The sequence below is a fragment of the Curvibacter sp. GW821-FHT01G03 genome, assembly GCF_059422285.1.
In genome coordinates, this window is the sequence record NZ_JBWKWP010000016.1 from 91,309 (window position 1) to 114,832 (window position 23,524).

Annotated in this window: 18 protein-coding genes; 5 read left to right on the forward strand and 13 right to left on the reverse strand. The window is 66.2% G+C overall.

What is annotated here, in order from left to right; genetic code table 11:
* From AC07VS_RS21840 to AC07VS_RS21850, 3 genes are all read left to right on the forward strand, one after another.
* A complete protein-coding gene (locus AC07VS_RS21840; RefSeq protein ID WP_494657055.1) occupies positions 1–1,338 on the forward strand; it encodes an aminotransferase class V-fold PLP-dependent enzyme in 1,338 nt (445 codons plus the stop codon).
* A 192-nt stretch (positions 1,339–1,530) separates the two neighbouring features.
* The gene (locus AC07VS_RS21845) at positions 1,531–3,078 is read left to right on the forward strand and encodes a methyl-accepting chemotaxis protein (protein WP_494751977.1); all 1,548 of its coding nucleotides are present in this window, start codon (positions 1,531–1,533) and stop codon (positions 3,076–3,078) included.
* Positions 3,079–3,121: 43 nt separating this feature from the next.
* On the forward strand, positions 3,122–3,529 hold the full coding sequence (locus tag AC07VS_RS21850) for a bacteriohemerythrin (RefSeq protein WP_494751978.1): 408 nt from the start codon (positions 3,122–3,124) through the stop codon (positions 3,527–3,529).
* 121 nt (positions 3,530–3,650) lie between these two features.
* Here the strand turns inward: AC07VS_RS21850 and AC07VS_RS21855 are convergent, their stop codons facing one another.
* Positions 3,651–4,550, reverse strand: a complete 900-nt coding sequence (locus AC07VS_RS21855; protein WP_494751979.1) for a LysR family transcriptional regulator — start codon at positions 4,548–4,550, stop codon at positions 3,651–3,653.
* 115 nt (positions 4,551–4,665) lie between these two features.
* On the opposite strand from AC07VS_RS21855, the gene AC07VS_RS21860 reads away from it, so the two are divergent.
* Positions 4,666–5,664 carry a Bug family tripartite tricarboxylate transporter substrate binding protein gene (locus tag AC07VS_RS21860; RefSeq protein ID WP_494751980.1) on the forward strand — a complete coding sequence of 333 codons (999 nt, stop codon included), beginning with the start codon at positions 4,666–4,668 and terminating at the stop codon, positions 5,662–5,664.
* Positions 5,665–5,743: 79 nt separating this feature from the next.
* Positions 5,744–7,333, forward strand: a complete 1,590-nt coding sequence (locus AC07VS_RS21865) for an FAD-dependent monooxygenase (RefSeq protein WP_494751981.1) — start codon at positions 5,744–5,746, stop codon at positions 7,331–7,333.
* Between the two features lie 8 nt (positions 7,334–7,341).
* On the opposite strand, the gene AC07VS_RS21870 is transcribed toward AC07VS_RS21865, so the two are convergent.
* From AC07VS_RS21870 to AC07VS_RS21925, 12 genes are all read right to left on the reverse strand, one after another.
* A complete protein-coding gene (locus AC07VS_RS21870) occupies positions 7,342–8,127 on the reverse strand; it encodes a peptidylprolyl isomerase (protein ID WP_494657051.1) in 786 nt (261 codons plus the stop codon).
* 30 nt (positions 8,128–8,157) lie between these two features.
* Complete coding sequence (gene narI, locus AC07VS_RS21875; RefSeq protein WP_494751982.1) at positions 8,158–8,853, reverse strand: respiratory nitrate reductase subunit gamma; 696 nt, start codon at positions 8,851–8,853, stop codon at positions 8,158–8,160.
* On the reverse strand, positions 8,850–9,593 hold the full coding sequence (gene narJ / locus AC07VS_RS21880) for a nitrate reductase molybdenum cofactor assembly chaperone (protein WP_494751983.1): 744 nt from the start codon (positions 9,591–9,593) through the stop codon (positions 8,850–8,852). The genes narI and narJ overlap by 4 nt, the downstream gene beginning before the upstream one ends.
* Positions 9,594–9,595: 2 nt before the next feature.
* Entirely contained in the window at positions 9,596–11,119 is a 1,524-nt protein-coding gene (gene narH / locus AC07VS_RS21885; RefSeq protein ID WP_494657049.1) for a nitrate reductase subunit beta, read from the reverse strand.
* On the reverse strand, positions 11,116–14,922 hold the full coding sequence (locus AC07VS_RS21890) for a nitrate reductase subunit alpha (RefSeq protein ID WP_494657048.1): 3,807 nt from the start codon (positions 14,920–14,922) through the stop codon (positions 11,116–11,118). Before AC07VS_RS21890 ends, narH begins: the two co-directional genes overlap by 4 nt.
* A 36-nt stretch (positions 14,923–14,958) precedes the next feature.
* On the reverse strand, positions 14,959–16,407 hold the full coding sequence (locus AC07VS_RS21895) for a NarK family nitrate/nitrite MFS transporter (protein ID WP_494657047.1): 1,449 nt from the start codon (positions 16,405–16,407) through the stop codon (positions 14,959–14,961).
* 38 nt (positions 16,408–16,445) lie between these two features.
* On the reverse strand, positions 16,446–17,684 hold the full coding sequence (locus tag AC07VS_RS21900; RefSeq protein WP_494751984.1) for an MFS transporter: 1,239 nt from the start codon (positions 17,682–17,684) through the stop codon (positions 16,446–16,448).
* 103 nt (positions 17,685–17,787) lie between these two features.
* Positions 17,788–18,513, reverse strand: coding sequence for a response regulator (locus AC07VS_RS21905; protein ID WP_494751985.1), 726 nt, complete (start codon positions 18,511–18,513; stop codon positions 17,788–17,790).
* Positions 18,510–20,513, reverse strand: a complete 2,004-nt coding sequence (locus tag AC07VS_RS21910; RefSeq protein WP_494751986.1) for a type IV pili methyl-accepting chemotaxis transducer N-terminal domain-containing protein — start codon at positions 20,511–20,513, stop codon at positions 18,510–18,512. Before AC07VS_RS21910 ends, AC07VS_RS21905 begins: the two co-directional genes overlap by 4 nt.
* A 94-nt stretch (positions 20,514–20,607) precedes the next feature.
* Positions 20,608–21,603: a GTP 3',8-cyclase MoaA gene (gene moaA, locus AC07VS_RS21915; RefSeq protein ID WP_494657045.1), complete on the reverse strand. Its 996-nt coding sequence runs from the start codon at positions 21,601–21,603 to the stop codon at positions 20,608–20,610.
* Between the two features lie 87 nt (positions 21,604–21,690).
* Complete coding sequence (locus AC07VS_RS21920; protein WP_494752011.1) at positions 21,691–22,878, reverse strand: NAD(P)H-dependent flavin oxidoreductase; 1,188 nt, start codon at positions 22,876–22,878, stop codon at positions 21,691–21,693.
* Between the two features lie 91 nt (positions 22,879–22,969).
* The gene (locus AC07VS_RS21925) at positions 22,970–23,407 is read right to left on the reverse strand and encodes a peptidylprolyl isomerase (protein WP_492345956.1); all 438 of its coding nucleotides are present in this window, start codon (positions 23,405–23,407) and stop codon (positions 22,970–22,972) included.
* Positions 23,408–23,524 lie beyond the last annotated feature (117 nt).

The window sequence follows — 23,524 nt, forward strand, 5'->3', positions numbered from 1 at the left end:
ATGACAAGCACGGCCGCCGCGTACCCTCAGGGGCTGCTGTTCCCGCCCGCGCTGATGCAGGCGGTGCGCGAGCGCTTTCTGCAGATTGAGCACGATCACCTGGGCCGCCCGCGCCTGTACTTTGACAACGCCGGCGGCTCGTTCCGGCTCAAGGCGGCCGTCGAGCGCTTTGCGCTGATCGATGCCGTGCCCGACAACACCGAGCGCATCCACCCGGTGGCGCGTGAGTTGCAGGCCATTCAGGCCGCGGGCACGGATGACTTCCGCATGATGCTACAGGCCGAAGGCGGCACCGTCTTCGCCGCGTTGACGGCATCGGCTGCCATGTTCGACATGGTTCGGGCCATTGTGCAGAACGTGCCCGGCGGCAATCTGGTGACCACGGTGTTGGAGCATCCATCCTCCTACGACGCCATGGAACGCTATGCCCGAGAAACCGGGCGCGAACTGCGGGTGGCGCCCAGCAACCCGCTGACTGGCGGGGTGGATGTCGACGCCATCGTGGGCCTGGTGGACACCGACACGGTGTTGCTCAACGTGATCTATGCCTCCAACATTTCGGGGGCCAAGCTCGATCTTGAGCAGATCGTGGCCCGGGCGCGGGCCATCAAGCCCGAGCTCTACATCGTGGTCGATGCCGTGCAGCATGCGCCCCATGGGCTCATCGATTTGCGCAAAACCCCGGTGGATGGCATCAACCTGGCTCCTTACAAGTTTTTTGGCTGCCGCGGCTCGGGCCTGGCCTGGTTGTCTGATCGCGCCGCCTTGCTGCCCCACCACAAGCTGGCAGGCAAGAGCGCCAACTTCTGGGACCTGGGCAGCTCTTCGCCCTGGCAGTTTGCCGTGCTGAAGGAAGTGGCCGACTACGTGTGCTGGCTGGGCGAACAGGCCGCACAGGAACTGCCCGAGTGGCGGCCTGCGGCAGAGGCGACGCTGTCGCGTCGCGCGCTGTTCGAGGCCGGCATGGAGCGCATTGCGTTGCACGAGCGGGCCCTGCTGGCCCGACTGCTGCTGGGCAGCCAGGCGCAGCCCGGCTTGCGGGCCATGGCGGGCGTGCAGGTTTACCTGGACCATGACGACCTGACCCGCCGCGACCTCATCATTGCGTTGGGTGTGAACGGCCTGGACTGCACTCGTGCCGTGCACGAATACGGCTTGCGTGGCGTGACCGTCTACGAACGCAGTGTGGCCAGCCTGTATTCGCGCCGCATGCTGCAATCCCTCGGCCTGCAGGGCGCGGTGCGGGTCTCGCCTTTGCATTGCAACAGCCCTGCGGAGGTGGATGCGTTCTTGCGCATCACGCAAGAATTGGCGCAGAGCCAGCTTGGCGTGGGCTGAGGCCTCATGCCTGCTGTCTTGCACAGGCCTGAGCGCTTGATGGCTGGATGTCCTGAAATTTGATTTACATCAAATTCGGGGCCGACAGGGCTCGCCGTAGTTCCAATGGAGGAGGGGCAAATCGCCCGGTCTTGCCTACCATCCGTTGCATGTATGCGGGGTGTTCCGCATCGGCTCTGACAGGGGGATGGCATGCGCAAATTCAGTGACATGAAGATCGGGGTTCGCCTGAGCCTGGGCTTTGGCCTGCTCATGGTGATGATGATGGGCATGGCCCTGATCAGCGGATGGCGTTTCACGCAGGTGCGTGACATCAATCAACGCCTGGTCGACAAAGACTGGGCCAAGGTCGAGGCCATCCATGCGGTGGACGTGGGCACCCGGGCCAACGCGCGACGCACCATGGAACTGGTGCTTGGGGTCGAGGGGCCTCAGCGCGACATCCTCCGTGAGCGGATCGAGCACACCAAGCGCGACATCACCGAAGCCTTGGGAGCCCTGGATCGCCTGATCTACCGGGCTGAAGGTCGGGCCCTGATGCAGGCGTTGCAGCAGGCCCGCGAGCGCTATGTGGCTTCGTTTTCGCGCGTGATGCAATTGGTCGAAAGTGGCCAGCGCGAACAGGCCGCCACCTTGCTGCAACACGAGACGCTGCCGGCCCTTGATGCCCTGCAAGCCCCCATCAACCACCTCAATCGGCTGCAGAAGTCATTGGCTGACCTCAGCGCGCAGGAGGTACTGGAAGCCAGCAACGAGTCTCGCCTGCTGATGGCTGTGCTGGGCGGTCTGGGCTTGTTCTGCGGCGTCGGTCTGTCGGCTTGGCTGACGCGTGACATCACCGTTCCGATGGGACAGGCCCTGCTGCTGGCCCGGCATGTGGCTCAAGGTGACCTGAGCCGCCGCATCGAAACGACCCGCCGTGACGAGATCGGCCAGTTGCAGGCGGCACTGCACGAGATGAGCCGCAGCCTGCATCACGTGGTCGGTCAGGTCCGAGGTGGCACCGAGGCCATGGCCACAGCCACGCGCCAGATTGCCGCCGGCAACCTGGACCTGTCGTCGCGCACCGAAGAGCAGGCCAGCGCCCTGGAGCAGACCGCGGCCTCCATGGAGCAATTGGCTGCCGCCGTGCGGCAGAACGACGACAGCGGTTTGCGTGCCCACCGCCTGGCCGAGTCGGCTGCCAAGGTGGCGGTGCAGGGCGGCCAGGTGGTGGCCGAGGTGATTCAGACCATGGAGGCCATCGACAGCTCATCCAAGCGCATTGCCGACATCATCGGCGTGGTCGATGGCATCGCCTTCCAGACCAATCTGCTGGCACTCAATGCGGCGGTCGAGGCAGCCCGTGCCGGTGAGCAAGGGCGTGGCTTTGCCGTGGTGGCCAGCGAAGTGCGGCAACTGGCTGGCCGGGCAGCGGATGCGGCGCGCGAGATCCGGCACCTGATTGACACCTCGGTGGTCCATGTGGGCGCGGGCTGTGCCCAGGTTGAACGCGCCGGCAGCACGCTGGACGAAACCGTGGTCAGCGTGCGCCGGGTGGCGGACTTGATGCGTGAAATCTCGCTGGCCAGCCGCGAACAGAGCACCGGTATCGACCAGGTCAGCCAGGCGGTGGGCCAGATGGACCAGGTCACCCAGCAGAACGCCGCCCTGGTCGAAGAAGCGGCCGCGGCAACCCAGGCGCTGGAGCAGCAGGCCCAGTCCCTTGATGGCACGGTGCGGTTTTTCAAGCTCGCCTGAGGGCATGACACCGTCCGGCCCGCTTCAACCCAGGAGATCCTGAATGGCTTACTTTGAATGGGCCGACGATCTGGTGATCGACCACGGCCCCATCGACCGCGACCACCGGCATCTGGTCGATCTGGTCAACCAGTTGCACACCGCCACCAGCCAGGGGCGGGGGCGTGAGGTAGTGCAAGGGGTGCTTGATGCATTGCTGGCCTACACCCGAGACCACTTGAACCGTGAAGAGGCCCTGATGCGCAGCGTGGGGTTTCCGGACCTGGAGCAGCACCAGATCGGTCACGCCCATTTCATCGGCCAGCTCGAGGCATTGAAGCGGCAGTACGAGGCCGGCAGCATCACCGTGGCGTCGCAGCTGTCCAGTGTGCTGCGCGATTGGCTGTCGCTGCACATCCGGCGTTCTGACAAAGAGGCGCGGGCGTTTGTGCAGAAAAAGCCGGGGGCGTGAAGGCGTGAGCCGTGCAGAACGTGCTGGGGGCTCAATCCGCTGGGCCGGGCGTGCCTCTCATCGCGGGCGTCCCCTGGCGTTGCGCTGAGTCAGGTCTTTTGCCGAATCGGCCCGATGCGATTCATGCGGGCGCCCATGTTCCCGCCTTCTCAAGCCGCTGTGCAGCGGCTCTCAGAACACTCTCGAAGGCCTGGGCCTGTGCTTTGACCGCTGCGCCACGGCGAGTCACAACGAAGAGCTCAAGGTGCACGGCCGGCTCTTCCAGCAACTCGACAGTCAGGCCATGCCGCAGACACTCGGCCATCACGATGGAGGGCACCACGGCGTGCCCCATGCCGGCTTCGACCATGGCGATCAAAGAACCCAGAAAGTTCATCGTCATGCGCTCCCCGGTGCGGGCCAGACGACGCGGCAGGTGGCTTTCGATCACCGCCTGGATCGGGTTGTCGGCAGGCAGGCTCAGCAAGTTCACGTCGGCCAGGCTGCGCCAGGTCCGGCGACCTCGTTGGCTGGCTGATCCCACCCCCGGTGGGCTGATGCAGACCAGCCGGAAACGGCACAATGGCTCGCGCAGAAGGCTGGGGGCAGCCTTCACGAAAAAGCCCAGACCCAGGTCGGCCTCCCCCTGGATGACCGCGTCATGGACCGCCCCCACGGGAAGATCGGCCAAACGCATCCTCACGCCAGGGTGGTCGCGGCTGAATTCACCAAGGACCTGGGGCAACAGACTCGCGGCGACGATGGGGGTGGCCGCGATGTCCAGGCGTGAACGCAAGGCCTCCTCGGTGCCGCGCACGGCCTCACCCAGGCCATGCAATTCCTCAAGAATGCGTTCGGCCACCGGCACCAGGCGCAGACCGGCCTCGGTCAATGCCACCGAACGCGTGGTGCGCTCAAAGAGCTGGGCCCCAACCTGACGCTCCAGCTCCTTGACGAGCATGCTCACCCCAGACGGTGACAAGTGCACGCTGTGGGCTGCCCTGGCAAAGTTCTGATGGCGGGTGATTTCCAAAAACGCCATGAGCTGGCGGCTGTCGACATTGATCAAAATTTTTGAAGAATTAAGCAGAATATTTCGTTTGATTTATATCAAAAAAGCGTTTGGAATCCATCCCGTCGTCAACCTTTGTCACACCATGTCCCCAAGCCCCGTTGTATTTGGCGAACTGTCTCGTCGTCAGGCCCTGCAGGCCGGGGCCTCCGCCCTGTTCCTGCCCCGGGTGGCCGCTGCAGCCGAAGCCCCTGGCCCGTCCACGATTCGGTTGGTGGTGCCTTTCACTCCCGGCACGGGCATCGACCTGATCGCCCGCCAACTGGCCGCGCCCTTGTCGGCTCGGCTCAAGTGCCAGGTCTACGTCGACAACAAGCCTGGTGCCTCGGGCAACATTGGCACCCAGGAGGTGATCCGGGCCACACCCGACGGCAGCACCCTTCTGGTGACCGTCAACACCCTGGTGATCAACCCCTCGCTGTACCCGAAACTCGGCTTCAACCCCCTGCAGGATCTGGCGCCGATCACCCTGACCAGCCGTGGTCAACTGCTGTTGGTGGTGGGAAGCAGCAAGAAGGTGGACTCTTTGGCCGGCCTGATCAGCTACGCCAACAGCCATCCAGGCGAGCTCAACTACGGCTCACCAGGTGCCGGCACGCCCCATCACCTGGCCATGGAACTGCTCAAGGCCCGGACGAAGATCGCGCTGACCCATGTGAGCTACCGCGGCACAGCGCCTGCCCTCACCGAACTGCTGGGGGGGCAGATCGACCTGATGTTCCTGCCCATTCATGTGGCACTGCAGCATGTCAAGAGCGGCAAGTTGCGCGCTTTGGCCATCAGCTCTGACCAATCCTCACGGTTGCTGCCCGAGGTGCCGCCCCTGCGCAGCCTCAACCTCGGCGACTTGAACGTGGACATGTGGTATGGATTGCTCGGGCCGGCCGCCACCCCTCCGGCCTTCATCCAGCGTGTCAACCAGGAGGTCAAGGCCATCCTGGCGCAGCCCGATGTCAGCACGGCCTTCGAAAGCCAGGGCATGACCCCTGAATCCAGCAGCCCCCAATCCCTGCAGCAGATCATGCAAGCCGACGCCCGGCGCTGGGGCGACCTGATCCGTGAGCAGGGCATCACCGCCGACTGAGCTGGCATCGACCCGCAACAGCCTGGCCTACCCAGCGCTGACCCACAGAAAAACGCCAATCGAGAACAAGGACAAGAACATGGACACTGACATCATCATCGTGGGGGGAGGGCCCGTCGGCATGGGCCTGGCCATCGAGCTGGGACAGCGCGGCGTGGCCTGCACCGTGGTGGAGCGCCATCTGCAACCTCAGCCCATCCCCAAAGGGCAGAACCTGACCCAGCGCACCCTGGAGCACTTCCATGCCTGGGGCGCCGAGCCGGCCCTGCGGGCTGCGCGAACCATCCCGCCCACCTATGGCATCGGAGGGTTGACGGCCTATGGCACCCTGCTCGGGCCCTATGCCTATGACTGGCTGCAACGCGATCTGGTCAAGCCTTTCTACTTCACGGCCAACGAACGGCTGCCGCAATACGCCACTGAGGCGGTCATGCGCAGCAGGGTGGCCGAGATCCCGGGCATCCGGACCCTGTATGGCTGGGACGCCGACAGCGTGCTGCAAGATGCGGATGGCGTCAGTGTCATCGTGCGGCCCCGCGATGGGGGCGCCAGTCAGCAACTTCGGGCCCCTTATCTCGTGGCCTGCGATGGTGCCCGATCCCGGGTTCGGGAGCAGGTGGGTATCCACCAGACCCGCACCGACCACGACAGCCTCATGGTGCTGCTCGTCTTTCGCTCGGCCCAGCTCAATCAGCGCATGCTGGAGCGCTACCCTGGCAAGTCCTATTTCAACGTGCTGCATCCTCAGTTGAAGGGCTACTGGAAGTTCTTCGGGCGTGTCGACTTGCAAGGTCAATGGTTCTTCCATGCCCCTGTGCCGGCCGGCACCACGGCGGACAACTTCGATTTCAAGGCCTATCTTCAGGAGGCCGTGGGCGAGTCCTTCGATGTCGATTTCGATCACATCGGCTTCTGGGATCTTCGATTCATGCTGGCCGACCAGTACCGCCAGGGGCGCGTTTTCGTGGCCGGTGATGCTGCGCACAGCCATCCGCCGTATGGGGGGTATGGCATCAATTCAGGTCTGGAAGACGCCCGCAATCTGGGCTGGAAGCTGGCCGCGCATCGGCAAGGCTGGGGCGGCGAGGCCCTGCTGGCGTCCTACGACGCGGAGCGTCGCCCCGTGTTCGCCTCCACGATCGAAGACTTCATTGCCCGCTCCATTGCCACCGACCGCGACTTTCTGGCCGCATTCGATCCTCAACAGGACCGGGCTGCCTTCGAGCAGGCTTGGCAGGCCCGCGCACAAGGGGCGGTGGGCGAGGTCCATGCCTTTGAGCCTCATTACGAAGGCTCCCCGCTCATCACGGGCGGGCCGAGCGCGGCCGCTTGCAGCGCCAAGGGCTCGCATCAATTCAAGGCCCGTGCAGGGCATCATCTGGCACCCGCTGCGCTGCCCGATGGGCGCAATGTGTTCGAGGCCCTGGGCAGCGGCTACACCTTGCTGGCCCTGGGGGCCGCCACCGAAGCCGTGCAGGCACTGCAAGACGCGGCCACCCGTGCAGGCCTGCCCCTGACGCTGATCGCAGCCCCGCGAGAGCAGGAGCTGATCCGCTACGAGGCGCCCCTGATCCTGGTGCGTCCCGATGCCTTTGTGGCCTGGGCTGGCGACAACGCCGAAGCACAGGCCCAGGCCGACGCCGTGATGACACGGTTGCGTGGCGCGTGAGCGCGCCCTCACTGCATCAGCGCTGACCCCGCCTGCTCCAGCGCCACGCCCTGCACCGGCCAGCGGGCGGCCAGCACCAGCAATTGCTGGCGCAGCGCTGTGATCCAGGCGCTTTGCCGCATGGCCTGGGCCACGGCGTCGCGCACCTGTTCGAACTCGGGGTGCTGGCCGGGCTCTCGGGCCAAGACCTCCACCACATGCAGGCCGAAGCGCGAATGCACCAGGCGTGGCAGCACCCCCACGTGGGCCCGGTCTGCGTCCTGGCCCAGCAGTTCGCGGGCCAGTTCGGGGGCGCAATCGGCTTCGCTCAGCCAACCCAATTCGCCCCCATGCTGTCCGCTGGGGCAATTCGACAGGGCGGCGGCCTGCTCGGCAAAGTGTTGCGGCTCTGCGCGCAGGCTCAGCAAGGCCTGCTCGGCGCGACCGCGCAGCGCCTTGACATCGGTGCCCGGGGTGACCGCAAACAGGATGTGGCGGGCCTGCACCCGCTCGCCCACGGCATAGCGGGCGCGGTGTGCGGCATGGTAGCGGCGGCAGGCCGCTTCGTCGGGGTCGGGTACTTGAAGGTTCTGCTCCAGCCACTGGTCGATGGCATCGGCTGCGGCCTCGCTGAGCACGCCGTCATGGGGGGCCGGGTCGCTGTCGGGCAACAGGCCGTCGGCCATGGCCGCGAGGCGCAGCAGGGCCAGGCGGGCACGCTGGTGCCGCTCGGCCTCGCTGAGGTCGTTGCGGTCCTGGTCCAGGCGCTGGCCGGCCACGCTCAAGGGGAGGGGCTGTGGGGTGGTGGGTGCCATGGGGCGTTCCTTGATCAAAAGCTCGCCGGCTCAAAGGCCGATCTTGCGGCTGCGCACGATCTGCCAGGGGCGGGCCACATAGCCGGCCGAGGCAAAGCCGCTCCACACATGCACCAGGCGGGTGAACGGGAAGAGGGCGAACAGGCTCATGCCCATGAACATGTGCAGCTTGAACACCGGCGATACGCCCGCGATCAGGCTGGCTGCATCGCCCTGGAACGTCACGATGTGCCGTGCCCAGGCCATCAGCAGCAGCATGGTGGCGCCATCGCTGTGCTGCAGCGACAGCGGCACGGTGGACAGGCCCAGCAACAGGGTGGCCAGCAGCCAGAACAGCACCACGAAGTCGCGCTTGCGCGAGGTGGCGCGCACCCGGGCGTTGCCCAGGCGGCGGCGGATCAGCAGCAGCAGGCCCACCAGACCCAGGCTACCGAGGGTGCCCCCGGCCACCACGGCCAACAGCTGCTTCTGCGCCGGGCTCACGCCCAGGGCGTGCACGATCTCGGGCGGCGTCAGCATGCCGAACAGGTGACCGAAGAACAGGCCGATCACCCCCACGTGGAACAGGTTGGAGCCCCAGCGCAGGCTGCCTGAGGCCAGCATCTGGCTGGATTCACTGCGCCAGCTGTACTGCTCGCGGTCGAAGCGGATCAGGCTGCCCAGCAGAAAGATCACGCCACAGAGGTAGGGGTAGATGCCGAAGACGAATTGATGGCTGAGGCTCATGACAAGGCTCCTCGTGTGGGGGCAGCCCCGGTGCGGGGCATGAAATGGATGGGCTGGCTGTCGCCAGGCTTTTGCTGGCCCGGGCTGCTGCAGCCGGCAAAGGCTTCGGGCTCGGCCCAGCTGTCGTCCATGGCGGGTTCGGCCACCAGGGGGCGCGCCACCAGGGCTTGCCCTCCCAGCTCCAGCACAGCGGCCACAGCCTGGGCATAGGCGCTCTGGCGGCCCTCCAGGGCGTCGTGCACGCTGTTGAGGATGTGGGCAAACTCGCCAATGAAGTCGCAGCAGGCCTCTGGTGGCAGGGTGGAGGCGAACTCCAGGACCACCGGCAGGTAGTCAGGCAGCTCGCCGTCACTGCGGGCCGGGTCCAGGTAAAGGCCGCCTTGCTCGTAGGTGAGCAGCAGGTCGATCATGGCCGGGCCCCGGTCGCGCGAGTCACCGTGCACGTGCTCAAACAGGTGCAGCGAGGTGGCTCGCCCACGGTCGAACAGGTCGACATAATCGCCTTCAACCTCCAGCGGGTGGTTTTGCAGCAGGGCCTGGGTCAGGGCCAGCAGCCCGGCTCGGCGCTCGGTCGACAGCGCCGCATCAGTTTGCAGCGCAGCCTCGATCTCCGGCAACACCTGCCGCAAGGTGGCGTCGGGGTAGGTCAGCAGATGAGCCAGGGCGCGCAGGCTGCGGGCCCGGGGGTTGGACGCCGGGGTCGCAGGGGCCGTGGAGGCTGGATGATGGGGCGTGTTCATGCTCATTCCTCTGCCTTGATCGGGATGGTGCGCTTCTTCTTGGCACCGAACAGGCTGGTGTCGCTGGCGCCGTCCGAGCAGCCGTTGCCGAACGAGAAGCCGCAGCCGCCGCGCACATCGAAGGTGTTCTCGGCGTACTCGCGGTGGGTGCTGGGGATGACAAAGCGGTCTTCGTAGTTGGCGATGGCCATGATGTCGTACATGTCCTGCACCGTGGCGGCGTCCAGGCCGACCTGGTTCAGCACCGCGGTGTTCTCCACCTGGTCCACATGGCGCGAGCGCATGTAGGCCCGCATGGCCAGCATGCGTTCCAGCGCCCGCATCACGGGGCCGGTGTCGCCTGCGGTCAGCAGGTTGGCCAGGTACTGAACGGGGATGCGCAGCTGGTTCACATCCGGGATCTCGCCGTTCACACCCAGATCGCCCGAGTTGGCGGCGGCCTGGATGGGCGACAGCGGGGGCACATACCAGACCATGGGCAGGGTGCGGTATTCGGGGTGCAGGGGCAGGGCCACCTTCCAGTCGACGGCCATCTTGTAGACCGGGCTGTTGCGCGCCGCGGTCAGCCAGGCTTCGGGCACGCCGTCACGGCGGGCCTGCTCGATCACGGCCGGATCGTGCGGGTCGAGGAACACGTCGAGCTGGGCCTGGTACAGGTCGCGGTCGTGTTCGGTCTGGGCCGCCTGCTCTATGCGGTCGGCGTCATACAGCAGCACGCCCAGGTAGCGGATGCGGCCCACGCAGGTCTCGGAGCACACGGTGGGTTGACCGGCTTCGATGCGGGGGTAGCAGAAGATGCACTTTTCGGCCTTGCCGCTTTGCCAGTTGTAGTAGATCTTCTTGTACGGGCAGCCTGACACGCACATGCGCCAGCCGCGGCACTTGTCCTGGTCGATCAGCACGATGCCGTCTTCCTCGCGCTTGTAGATCGAGCCCGAGGGGCAGCTGGCCACGCAGGTCGGGTTCAGGCAGTGCTCGCACAGGCGCGGCAGGTACATCATGAAGGTGTTCTCGAACTGCCCGTAGATGTCCTTCTGGATCGCGTCGAAGTTCTTGTCCTTGCTGCGCTTGCTGAATTCGCCGCCCAGGATCTCCTCCCAGTTCGGGCCCCATTCGATCTTCTCCATGCGCTGCCCGGTGATCAGGCTGCGCGGGCGCGCCGTGGGCGGTGCCTTGGACTTGGGCGCGCTTTGCAGGTGCTCGTAGTCGAAGGTGAAAGGCTCGTAGTAGTCGTCGATCTCGGGCAGGTTGGGGTTGGCAAACAGGCGCATCAACAGCTTGAGCTTGCCGCCCTGGCGGGGCTCGATGCGGCCGTCGGCCTTGCGCACCCAGCCACCGTTCCATTTGTCCTGGTTTTCCCATTCCTTGGGGTAGCCGATGCCAGGCTTGGTCTCGACGTTGTTGAACCAGGCGTATTCCACGCCGGGGCGGTTGGTCCAGACGTTCTTGCAGGTCACCGAACAGGTGTGGCAACCGATGCATTTGTCCAGGTTCAGGACCATGCCGATTTGGGCTCGGATCTTCATGCGTGTGCTCCTTGGGTGGTTTCGCCGTCGAGCCAATCGACCCGGGCCATCTTGCGCACCACCACGAACTCGTCGCGGTTGGTGCCTATCGTTCCGTAGTAGTTGAAGCCGTAGCTGAGCTGGGCGTAGCCACCGATCATGTGGGTGGGCTTGAGCACGATGCGGGTCACCGAGTTGTGGATGCCGCCGCGCGTGCCCGTGATCTCCGAGCCCGGGGTGTTGATGATCTTTTCCTGGGCGTGGTACATCATCACCATGCCGTTCTTCACCCGCTGGCTGACCACCGCGCGGGCCGCGATGGCACCGTTGGCGTTGAACAGCTCGACCCAGTCGTTGTCCACGATGCCGGCGCTCCTGGCGTCGTCCTCACTGAGCCAGACCACTGGCCCGCCACGGTTCAGCGTGAGCATCAGCAGGTTGTCCGTGTAGGTCGAGTGGATGCCCCATTTCTGGTGCGGCGTGATGAAGTTCAGCGCGATCTCGCGGTGCCCGTTGGGCTTCAGGCCCTGCACTTCGGCCAGGGTCTTCAGGTCCACCGGCGGCCGGTAGCTGACAAAACCTTCCCCGAAGGCCCGCATCCAGGGGTGATCCTGGTAGAACTGCTGGCGACCGGTCAGGGTGCGCCATGGGATCAGTTCATGCACATTGGTGTAGCCGGCGTTGTAGCTGACCTTCTCGCTCTCCAGCCCCGACCAGGTGGGCGAGGAGATGATCTTGCGCGGTTGGGCCTGGATGTCGCGGAAGCGGATCTTCTCGTCCTCGCGGTGCAGGGCCAGGTGGGCGTGTTCACGCCCGGTCTGTTTGGACAGGGCCTCCCAGGCCTTCACGGCCACATGGCCGTTGGTCTCGGGGGCCAGCATCATCACCACCTCGGCCGCGTCGATGTCGGTGTCGATCGAGGGTCGGCCCTGGCTCACGCCGGCTTCACGCACCGTGCCGTTGAGCTCGCCCAACTGGCGCACCTCGTCCTGGGTGTTCCAGCCGATGCCCTTGCCGCCGTTGCCCAGCTTGTCCATCAGCGGGCCCAGGGCGGTGAAGCGGCGGTAGGTGTTGGGGTAGTCCCGTTCGACCACCGTGATCTGCGGGGCGGTCTTGCCGGGGATCAGCTCAACCTCGCCGCGCTTCCAGTCGCGCACATCGAAGGCTTGGGCCATCTCGCCCGGGGTGTCGTGCATGATGGGTGTCAGCACCACTTCTTTTTCCACCCCCAGGTGGCCCACGCACACTTCGGAGAACTTCTTGGCAAAGCCCTTGTAGATGTCCCAGTCCGAACGCGCCTCCCAGGCCGGGTCCACGGCGGTGGACAGCGGGTGGATGAAGGGGTGCATGTCGCTGGTGTTGAGGTCGTTCTTCTCGTACCAGGTGGCCGTGGGCAGCACGATGTCCGAGTACAGGCAGGTGGTGCTCATCCGGAAGTCCAGCGTCACCAGCAGGTCGAGCTTGCCCTGGGGAGCCTCGGCGTGCCAGCGCACCTCTTGCGGCCGCGCTTCATCGCTGCCCAAAGCTTTGCCCTGCACGCCGTGGGTGGTGCCCAGCAGGTGCTTGAGAAAATACTCATGCCCCTTGCCGCTCGATCCCAGGATGTTGGAGCGCCACACAAACATGTTGCGCGGCCAGTTGGCCGGGTCGTCCGGGTCTTCGCAAGACATCTGCAACGCGCCGTTCTTCAACGCGTCGACCACATGGTCCTTGGCGTCCAGCCCCTGGGCGCTGGCATCCCGGCACACCTGCAGCGGGTTGGTCTTGAGTTGGGGTGCGCTGGGCAGCCAGCCCATGCGTTCGGCGCGCACGTTGTAGTCGATCATGCTGCCGCCGAACTGGGTCTTGTCGGCCAGCGGCGACAGCACCTCTTCCACCCCCAGCTTTTCGTATCGCCACTGGTCGGTGTGCGCGTAGAAGAAGCTGGTCGAGTTTTGCTGCCGCGGCGGGCGTGACCAGTCCAGTGCGAAGGCCAGCGCCGTCCAGCCGGTCTGCGGGCGCAGCTTTTCCTGCCCCACATAGTGGGCCCAGCCTCCCCCGGATTGGCCGATGCAGCCGCACATCATCAGCATGTTGATGATGCCGCGGTAGTTCATGTCGCTGTGGTACCAGTGGTTCATGGCCGCGCCGATGATGACCATGGACTTGCCCCGGGTCTTGTCGGCGTTGTCGGCAAACTGGCGCGCCACGGTCAGCACCTGGTGGCGCGGCACGCCGGTGATCTGCTCCTGCCACGCCGGGGTGTAGGGCAGGTTGTCGTCGTACGAGGCAGCGCCGTCGTCCACCAGGTCGCCGGCCGCATTGCGCAGGCCCCGGTGCACGCCGTAGCTGGCCACCTGCAGGTCGAACACCGTGGCCACCCAGACTTCGCGTGGCACACCGTCTTGCTGCACCAGCACGCGTTGCATGGGCACGTTGCGCAGCAGCACGTCACCTTGTTTGTTGGCGGTGAACTGGGGCGACTCGATGCCGCCAAAGTAGGGGAAGGCCACCTTGTTCACGCTGCTCGTGGCTGGGGTGCTGCCACCGGCCCCTTCCAGCACCGAGAGCTTGAGCTGCACCGGCCGGCCCTCGGTGCCTTCGCGGCTCTCCAGGTTCCAGCGGCCCTGGTCGGGTCGGCCTTCGGCGCCCCAGCGGAAGCCGATCGAACCCTGCGGCTGCACCACCTGGCCTTCATCGTCCCAGGCCAGGGTCTTCCAGTCGGCGTTGGCCGTGGCGGCACTGGCGCTGAGGTCGCTGGCGCGCAGGTAACGGCCCGGCACCAGGGCGCGACCGGCCGGGGTGTCCTGCTCCTGCAGCATCACCAGCATGGGCAGATCGGTGTAGCGGCGCGCGTAGTCGTCAAAGTAGGCGCTGCGCTTGTCGAAGTAGAACTCTTTCAGGATCACATGGCCCATGGCCATGGCCACAGCGGCATCGGTGCCCTGCTTGGGGTGCATCCACAGGTCGGCGAGCTTGGAGATCTCGGCGTAGTCGGGCGTCACGGCCACGGTCTTGGCGCCCTTGTAGCGCACCTCGGTGAAGAAATGCGCGTCGGGGGTGCGCGTCTGCGGCACATTGGAGCCCCAGGCGATGATGAAGGTCGAGTTGTACCAGTCGGCCGATTCGGGCACGTCGGTCTGCTCGCCCCAGACCTGCGGGCTGGCGGGCGGCAGGTCGCAGTACCAGTCGTAGAAGCTCATGCACACGCCCCCGATCAGGCTCAGGTAGCGGCTGCCGGCGGCATACGACACCATCGACATGGCCGGGATCGGCGAGAAGCCGATGATGCGGTCAGGGCCGTGGGCCTTGATGGTGTACACGTTGGCCGAGGCAATGATCTCGTTGACCTCGTCCCAGCTGCTGCGCACAAAGCCACCCAGGCCGCGCTGGGTCTGCCAGCTGCGGCGCACCTCGTCATTGGCCATCAGGGTCGCCCAGGCGTCCACCGGGCTCTTGGCCACGGTGCGGGCGGCACGCCAATGCTTGAGCAACTCGCCCCGCACCATGGGGTGCTTGACGCGGTTGGCGCTGTACAGGTACCACGAATAGCTGGCGCCGCGGGCGCAGCCGCGCGGCTCGTGGTTGGGCAGGTCGGGGCGGGTGCGCGGGTAGTCGGTCTGCTGGGTCTCCCAGGTCACGATGCCGCCTTTGACATAGATCTTCCACGAGCATGAGCCCGTGCAGTTCACGCCGTGGGTCGAGCGCACGATCTTGTCGTGTTGCCAGCGGTTGCGGTAGGCGTCCTCCCAGGTGCGGTCTTCACCGGTGGTGACGCCGTGGCCGTTGGAAAAGGGTTCGCGGGCCTGGGCAAAAAAGCTCAGTCGGTCCAGAAAATGACTCATGGAATGGCTCCGTTGGGGTCGGTTCGGGGGGCGTGCTCAGCAGGGCACATCGGCATCGCGGCGGGCGTAGAACCACCAGGTGGCCACGATGCACAGCAGGTAAAAGACGATGAAGGTCAGCAGCGCCAGCTCAGGGCCGCCGGTGCTGGCGATCGACGAGCCATAGCTCTTGGGGATGAAAAAGCCGCCATAGGCCGCCACGGCGGCGCTGAAGCCCAGCACGGCGGCCGATTCGGTGTTGCCTTCCTTGACGGCCTGGGCCTGGGCCACCTCATCGTTGCGCGGTGCGCGGCGGGTCTTCAGGTCGATGAAGATCACCGGGATCATGCGGAAGGTGGAGCCATTGCCGACCCCAGTGGTGAAGAACAGCACCAGGAACATCAGGAAAAAGCCCGTGAAGCTGCCCTCGGCCGGGCCCCAGGGCAGGGCCAGGCTGCTGCCCGTGCCCTTGGGCAGGAAGAACAGCACCCCGACCACGGCCAGGGCCATCACCACGAAGTTCCACAGCGTGACGCGGGCGCCGCCCAGTTTGTCGGCCAGCCAGCCGCCCACGGGGCGGATCAGGGCCCCCACCAGCGGTCCCATCCAGGCGTAGGCCAGCGGGTTCACGTCCTTGAACTGCGACTTGATGAGCAGCGGAAAGCCGGCGGCATAGCCGATGAACGAGCCGAAGGTGCCCAGGTACAGCAGGCACATCACCCAGTTGTGCGGGTTGCGGAAGATGGCCGCCTGTGCCGCGAACGAGGCCTTGGCGTCGGCGATGTCGTTCATGAAGAACCAGGCGGCCACGGCGGTCAGCGCAATCCACGGCACCCACACGAAGGCGGCATTCTGCGCCCACACGTCGATCACCTGGCCCGCCTTGCTGATGTGTTGGGGCTCGCCGCCGAGCACACCGAACACGCCCACCGAGATGATGATGGGGCTGAGAAACTGCACCACCGACACCCCCAGGTTGCCCAGGCCGGCGTTCACGCCCAGCGCCGAGCCCTTGCGCTCTTTCGGGAAAAAGAAACTGATGTTGGCCATCGACGACGAGAAATTGCCGCCGCCCAGGCCGCACAGCAGGGCCAGCATCAGCATGGTGGGGTAGGGCGTGTTGGGGTCTTGCACCGCGATGCCGATGCCGATGGCGGGCAACAGCAGCGAGGCGGTGGAGATCGCTGTCCAGCGCCGCCCGCCCACCAGGGGCACCATGAACGAGTAGAAGATGCGCAGCGTGGCGCCCGACAGGGCCGGTGCCGAGGCCAGCCAGAACAACTGGTTGGTGGAGTACTTGAAGCCCATCAGGGGCAGGTTCACGGCCACCACGCTCCACAGCTGCCAGATGGCAAAGGCCAGGAACAGGGCCGGCACCGACAGCCACAGATTGAGCTTGGCGATGGCCTGGCCCTGCGAGGCCCAGAAGGCCTTGTCTTCCGGGGTCCAGACCGCCAGGGTCTTGCCGGGGCGGGCGCGCTGGGGCGCCACGGTCTTGCTTGACATGGGGATTCCTTTTGAAGGGGTTGTCGGGGGGGGGCTTCTCAGGCCGGGTTGCCGCGCAGCACGTCGCGGCTGCGCACTTCGGTGAAGTACATCCAGATCAGCGAGACCCAGACCACGCCGTAGAGCAGCATGAAAGCGCTGGAGCGCACGCCCGTGAGGTCGAGCAGCACGCCGAACAGGATCGGCAGCACAAAGCCGCCCAGGCCACCGGCGAGGCCCACCACGCCCGAGATGGCGCCGATGTTGCCGGGGTAGTCATCGCTGATGTACTTGAACACGCTGGCCTTGCCGAAGGCAAACGCAATGCCCAGGGTGAACATCAGGGCCGTGAAGCTGTAGACGTTGAGCCCGATGTGGAAGCTGCGCACCCCGTTGACGGTGGTGATGCTGAAGTCGGTCTGCGGGTAGCTCAGCAGGAACAGGCAGATCCAGCTCACCCACAGCACCCACCAGGTGATCTGGTGCGCGCCGTGCTTGTCAGACAGGTAGCCACCGATGGCGCGCAGCACGCCCCCGGGCAGCGAGAAGCAGGCGGCCAGCAGGGCGGCCCAGCGGATGTCCAGGCCATACTCGCCCACGTAGTACTGCACCATCCACAGGCTCAGGCCCACATAGCCGCCGAACACGATGCTGTAGTACTGGCAGTACTTGAGCACGCGCGGGTCCTTCAGCGTCTTGAGCTGTTCGCCCCAGCTGGTCTTGCTGGTCACCAGGTGGCTGGGGTCGCTGGCGCTGCCGAACCAGAACAGCACGGCCACGCCAAGCATGATGGCGGCATACACCTGCGGCACCACCGCCCAGCCAAAGGCCACGATCAGGGCCGGGGCCACAAACTTGTTGACGGCGGCACCCGAGTTGCCGGCGCCGAACACGCCCATGGCAAAGCCCTGCTGGTGCTTGGGGAACCAGCGCGCCACGTAAGGGGTGCCCACCGAGAACACGCCCCCGGCCAGGCCCACGAACAGGCCCAGCACCAGAAACTGCCAGTACTGGGTGGCGTAGCTCATGAGCCAGATCGGCAGCACGCAGGCCAGGAGGGTGCCCATCATCACGATGCGCCCGCCAAAGCGGTCGGTCCACACCCCCAGGGGCACACGAACCAGCGAACCCGTGAGCACCGGCATGGCCGTCAACAGGCCGAATTCGGTGGCGTTGAGGCCCAGGGTCTTGCGGATCGGGATGCCGATGACGCCGAACATCATCCAGACCATGAAGCACACCGTGAAGGCGAGCGTGCTGACGGTCAGTACCGAAAGCGCTTTGCCGCGTGAAGACATGGGGGAACCTCCTTTTGAGTGGTCCCCAGTGTCAAAAAATCAGTGCGCCGTGAACATCCTGCATCCGGGCAGGCACCATCCTCCGAAAGGAGTAGCCCGAGCGTCAGCTTTGATCTGGATCAGTCACGGCGTACACCGCGGCCTGCACCCGCGAGCTCAGGTTGAGCTTGCGGAAGATGTGTTGCACGTGGATCTTGACCGTGGTCTCGGCGATCTTGAGGGTGCGGGCGATCTCTTTGTTGCTGGCGCCACGCGCGATCTCGCGCAGAATCTCGCGCTCGCGGGGCGACAGCTTGGACGCTGCCAGCGCCGATTCGGACGGGCGCACCTGCGGCTCAGGGGGGGGCGCCTCAGCAGGTTCAGCGTTGAAGTCTGGCGCCGGGGCTGCCGCCACGGCCTGCCGGTAGGCGGCAAACAATTTGCCCGTCATCTCGGGCGAGACCACCGACTGGCCCTCGCGCACCCGGCGGATCGAGGTCACCAGCTCGTCGCCATCCACCGTCTTGAGCAGGTAGCCGCTGGCGCCACGCGCCAGGGCCTGCGACAGGTCTTCGGCATCCTCGCTCACCGTGAGCATGATGACCTGGGGCGTGGGCGACAGCGCCATCAACTGGGGCAGCACATCGACCCCGTGCACGCCGGGCAGGTGGTTGTCCAGCAGCACCACCTCGGGCGCGTGCTGGGCGGCCAGCTTCAGGGCTTCGCCCGCATCGGTGGCTTCGGCCACCACCTGCAGGCTGGGCTGCTGAGACAGCAAGGCCACCAGGCCGCGACGGAACAGTTTGTGGTCGTCGACCACCAGCAGTCGGATCGGAGGAGGCAGGGTCATGTCACAGGGGCTTCGTGGGGCTGGGCCGCAGCAGGCTGCGGATTCTGAGGCAGGCGCAAGGTCACGCAGGTGCCCTGGTGGCCCGATTCGAGGGTCAGTTGCGCGCCGATGCGTTCGGCACGCTCGCGCATGATGCGCAGTCCCACATGGGTGCCATCGGGCGGGCCGCCCCGGGCGTCAAAGCCCAGGCCATCGTCGCGGATGGTGACTTGCCATTGCGGGTGGGTGTCGACACACACCTCGACCTGGCGGGCGTGGGCATGCTTGCGGATGTTGGACAGCGCCTCCTGCACGATGTGCAGCACCTGCACCTGTACATCGGGCGCAATCGGCAGGCCTTCGCCGTGGATGGACAGGCTGGGCCGGATGCCGGCCTGCAGCTCGAACTTGGAGAGGGTCTCGCGCAGTGCGGGCTCCATGTCCTCGGCATGGGTGTTGGTGCGAAAGTGCAGCAGCAGTTCGCGCACATCGCTGTAGCTTTCGCGGATGCCGGCGTCCAGCTCATCGAGGGTGGCCTCGACGGCCGCCGGGCGCGAGTCGTTCATGGCGCTGCGCAGCAACTGCATCTGGATCTTCAGAAAGGCCAGTGACTGGGCGATGGAGTCGTGAAGCTCGCGGGCCAGCATCTGGCGCTCGTCGGCCACGGCCGATTCGCGCGCCAGTGCGGCGCTGCGCAGGTTTTCCATCGCCCCCGCCAGGTGGCTGGCAAGGGCTTCGAACAGGCTGCGCTCCTCAGGGCCCAGCACCGTGTCGTGGCGGTAGAAGAGTTCAATCTCGCCCAGCACCCGCTGGTGCCAGGTCAGGCTGACCGTCACCAGGGTTCTGAAGCCGGCGCGCTCGCAATGCTGCTGCACCCGCTGGCTGGCACCGTCGGGCGGGGTCAGCCGCGCCGCATCCAGGATGGGGATCACCTTCAGTGGCTGGGCCATTGCGCGTTCGGACGATGCGCCACACAGGCAGTCCCCGGTGAGCACGCAGTGCTCTTCTTCCACCATCACCTTGGGCAGGCAATCGCTGGCCAGCAGCACATAGCGCTGGTTGGCCTCGTCTGACCAGCGAATGGCCACCGCGTCGGCCTCGGCAATGCTGCGCAACTGGCGTGAAAACCCCTGGGCCAGGGCTTGCAGGGTGTCCGCCTGGGCCACAAAGGTGGCGGTCTCGTACAGGGTGCGCAGGCGCTGCTGCTCCAGTTGCAGGCGGGCCGTTTTCTCTCGTACCTTGCCTTCCAGCCCGCTGTAAAGGTCTTGCAGGCGCTCAGCCATGCGGTTGAAGCCTTCGGCCAGGGCGCCCAGTTCGTCGTGGCTGGCCACCTGGACGCGGGTGCCGAAGTCGCCCTGCTCGATGCGGCCCAGGCTGCGCTGCAGTCGGCGCACCGGGTCCAGCACCAGCACATGGCCCACGTACAACAGCACCAGGGCACTGAGCAGGGCCAGCGACATCATCACCAGCTGCAGCGTGCGCAGCAGGGTGGTCCATTGCGCCAGGTGCAGCTCGATGGCCGAGACAAAGCTGTCCACCTCATGCACAAAGTCGTCCACCTGCAGGCTCAGCCCGGGGCCAGGTCGCTGGACGGCCAGTTCACCGGCCAGCTCGCGCAGGGGTTGCCAGCGCCGCTGCACCAGCTCGAAATGGGCCCTTGTGTCCTGGTCCCAGGGCACGGCCAGGGGGCGGGCGGGGTCACCATCGCGCAGCAGGCTCAGGCTGGCGTCAAAGTCCTGCAGTTGGCCTTGCACCTGCTGATTCAGCTCGGCCCGGCCCGTGTCGGGCACCGGGGTCTGCAGGCGCAGGGCCAGCCGGTAGCTTTGCATGCGCATGCGCCCGGCTTCGTTGACGGCGGCGGCACCGCCCTCCAATTGCCAGGTCACCCACAGCGTGAGCCCGACCGAGGCCAGCGCCAGCACCAGGCACAGCCCGCCGATGCCCATCAGCTTGGAAGCCAGGCCCAGGCCCGAGAGGCGGGCGCGCAGCCGGACCCGTGCCGGGTCTGAGGCTGGCGGCATCGGTTCTGGCTCCAAGGGCTCCGGCGGCAGGCTCAATCCATTCTCCAATCGTTTGCAGCATGAATTGTGCGCTTTGGTGATTTGGTGATGTCCTTCATCCGCCGGTTTGCGCCATGAATCGCATCACATGCTGGGGTTGCTCTTGAAACACATGGCGCTCGGGCTTTGCCGCGATGCCCGCATGAAGCGCCTTCAACAACTCGGCGTCGCTGGCACCGGCCCGCAGCATCGGGCCCAGCGGCACCCGGTCGTTCTGCCCCAGGCAAAGGTAAAGGGTGCCGTCCACCCCCAGGCGCACGCGGTTGCAGGTGGCGCAGAAGTGCTGCGACAGGGGCGTGATCACGCCCAGGCTGGCGCGACCGTCCGGGCTGGCCCAGTAGCGTGCGGGGCCCCCGCCCTGGCCCATCACGCAAGGCAGCAGGCCGTGCTGCTGCGCCAGGCTTTGGCCCAGGGCACTGAGGTCGGGCGGCGCCACAGCCTGGCCAGTGGTGCCCATGGGCATGGGCTCGATCAGCCGCAACACATGGCCATGGGCCATGGCGAAGGCCAGCACGCTCGCCACCTCGTCGAGGTTCACGCCCGGTTGCACCACCATGTTGAGTTTGATGGGGCTGAAGCCTGCGGCCTGGGCCGCCTGCAGGCCCTCCAGCACGCTGCCCAGCGCGTCACGTCCGGTGATGCGGGCAAAACAGCCCCGGTCCAGGGTGTCCAGGCTGATGTTGAGGCGCTGCAGGCCGGCTTCGCGCAATTCGCGGGCCAGCCGGGCCAGTTGGGTGCCGTTGCTGGACAAGGACAGATCGCGCAGGCCCGGCAAGGCCGCAATGCCGCGCACCAGCCCGGTCAGACCACCCCGCAGCAGCGGCTCACCGCCGGTGAGTCGCACCTTGGACACGCCGCTGCGCACAAACAGGCCCAGCAGGCGCAGCAGCTCGGGCGGGCGCAGCCAGTGGGCCGGCTCTTCGTAGCCTTTGAAGCCTTTGGGCAGGCAATAGGTGCAGCGCAGATCGCACCGGTCGGTGATGGAGACGCGCAAATAATCGATGCGCCGCCCGAAGGTATCGACCAGGGCCGGCAGGAGGGGATCAGACATGGTGCTTGACTGTAGGCATGACGGGGGCTGCGCGCCATTACCCGGAAGGAGGATGGTCTGGACCACTGCGCCCCGGGGCCTGGGGTATCACGCCACCAGGTCGGCGGGGCGCAGGGCGCCCAACATCCAACGCATCAGATCCTGCACCGGGCGGATGTGCGAGCCAAACGGCAGGCGTCCGGCACCTCTGAAAAACAAGCCCTTGCCCGGGTCCCCGCGCAAGGCATGACCCAGGGCCCGGTCGATGCAGAACTGGCCCACGCTGGCGTCGCCGTCGCGCAGGCCACAGTGGGCCAGGCAGTCAAAGGCCAGGGTGCAGCGTGGCTTGGGATGGGCCACCGCCTTCAGGCGGGGTTCGAGGCGCAGGTACTTGTCGAGCCAGGGCGTGCGCACGGCGCGGGCGGGCAGGCCGGCCACGCTGGTGAACTCCACCAGGTCTTCGGGCCGGGCCTGAGCCAGGATGTGCTTGAACGCGAGATCCGCATCGCACTCTTCGGTCACGGCAAAGGCGGTGCCCATTTGCACTGCGGCGGCGCCCATGGATTGCCAGCGACGCAGTTCCTCCTGACTGCCGATGCCCCCGGCCACGATCAGGGGAATGTCGCGCTCCAGGCCGGCACTCTGGAAAAAGGCCTGCACCTGGGGCAGCACCACGTCGAAGTCAAAGCGGGCGTCTTGCAGGTCGGCCACTCGGGCCGCGCCCAGGTGCCCACCCGCCAGCCGGGGGTGCTCGATGATGATGGCGTCAGGCAGGCGGCCCTTTTTGTCCCATTTGCGCACCAGCAACTGCACGCCCCGGGCGTCCGACAGGATGGGGATCAGGGCGGTCTGCGGGTGCTCGCGCGCCAGGTCGGGCAGGTCGAGCGGCAGCCCGGCGCCCACCACCAGGGCATCCACCCCGCAGGCCAGCGCCTGGCGGACGTAGGCCTCGTATTCGCTGAGGGCCTTCATGACATTGACGGCAATCGCGCCCTGACCCCCGGCCACTTCGCGGGCCCGGCGGATTTCGCGCGCCAGCGCCTCCAGGTTGGCGGCATCGATGCGTTGCTTGGCATCGGGTTCGTGTTCAAGGTGCCGGGTCTGCTCAAACAGATCGGCATGTTTGCGCCGCAGATCGACCGATGAAATCGTGCCCATCGCGCCCAAGCGGGCCACGGCCCCCGCGAGGCCCCCGGCCGACACCCCCACGCCCATGCCCCCCTGTACCACGGGCAGCAGGCTGCGCCCCTTGAGTGACCAGGGCCGCAAATTGTTTTGATGGCACAAGGCCTGCATTGACTGACTGGGGCAGTCGCCCTCGGGCAGCGAAGAAATCCCGGACTCGAAGGTCGGGGCGGAAGAGACTGACGGTGCCATGGGCACTCCTTTACAACGAAAGCGGAAGCTCGGTCCGTGAAGGGCGGCGGTCTGTGCGACGGCGGCCCAGCACCTGGACGATGTGGACGCCTTGATCCGTATGAACCAGGCGGGGATGCACGCCCATGCCCCAGGCAGGTTCGCGCATTTCGAACAACTCATTGAGCATCTCGGGGGCGCAGTCCTGAGGGCGCACCCAGCCCAATTCACCGCCTCTGTGCGCCGATGGGCAGGCGGACCATTGGCGTGCCAGGCGGGCGAACTGGTCTGGCTCGGCCTGGGCGCTGGTGAGGGCCAGCAAGACCCGTTCGGCCTGCAGGCGCAGGGCATGGGCATCCTGCCCGGGGGCCTGGGCAAACAGGATGTGGCACAGGTACACGCTCGGGCCCGCTTGCGCCGGCAGGGCCTCAGGCGGTTCGTGCAAGGGGCGGTCAGGTCGGTGTGACATGGCGAAACACGCGGTTCAGTCACTGGCACAGGCGTCGGGTCTGCTGGCTGAGGTGCAGGCTTGGATGCCTGGACCTCGGAGCAGGTTCGAGACCTTTGCCAGTGGGGAGTCAACAAG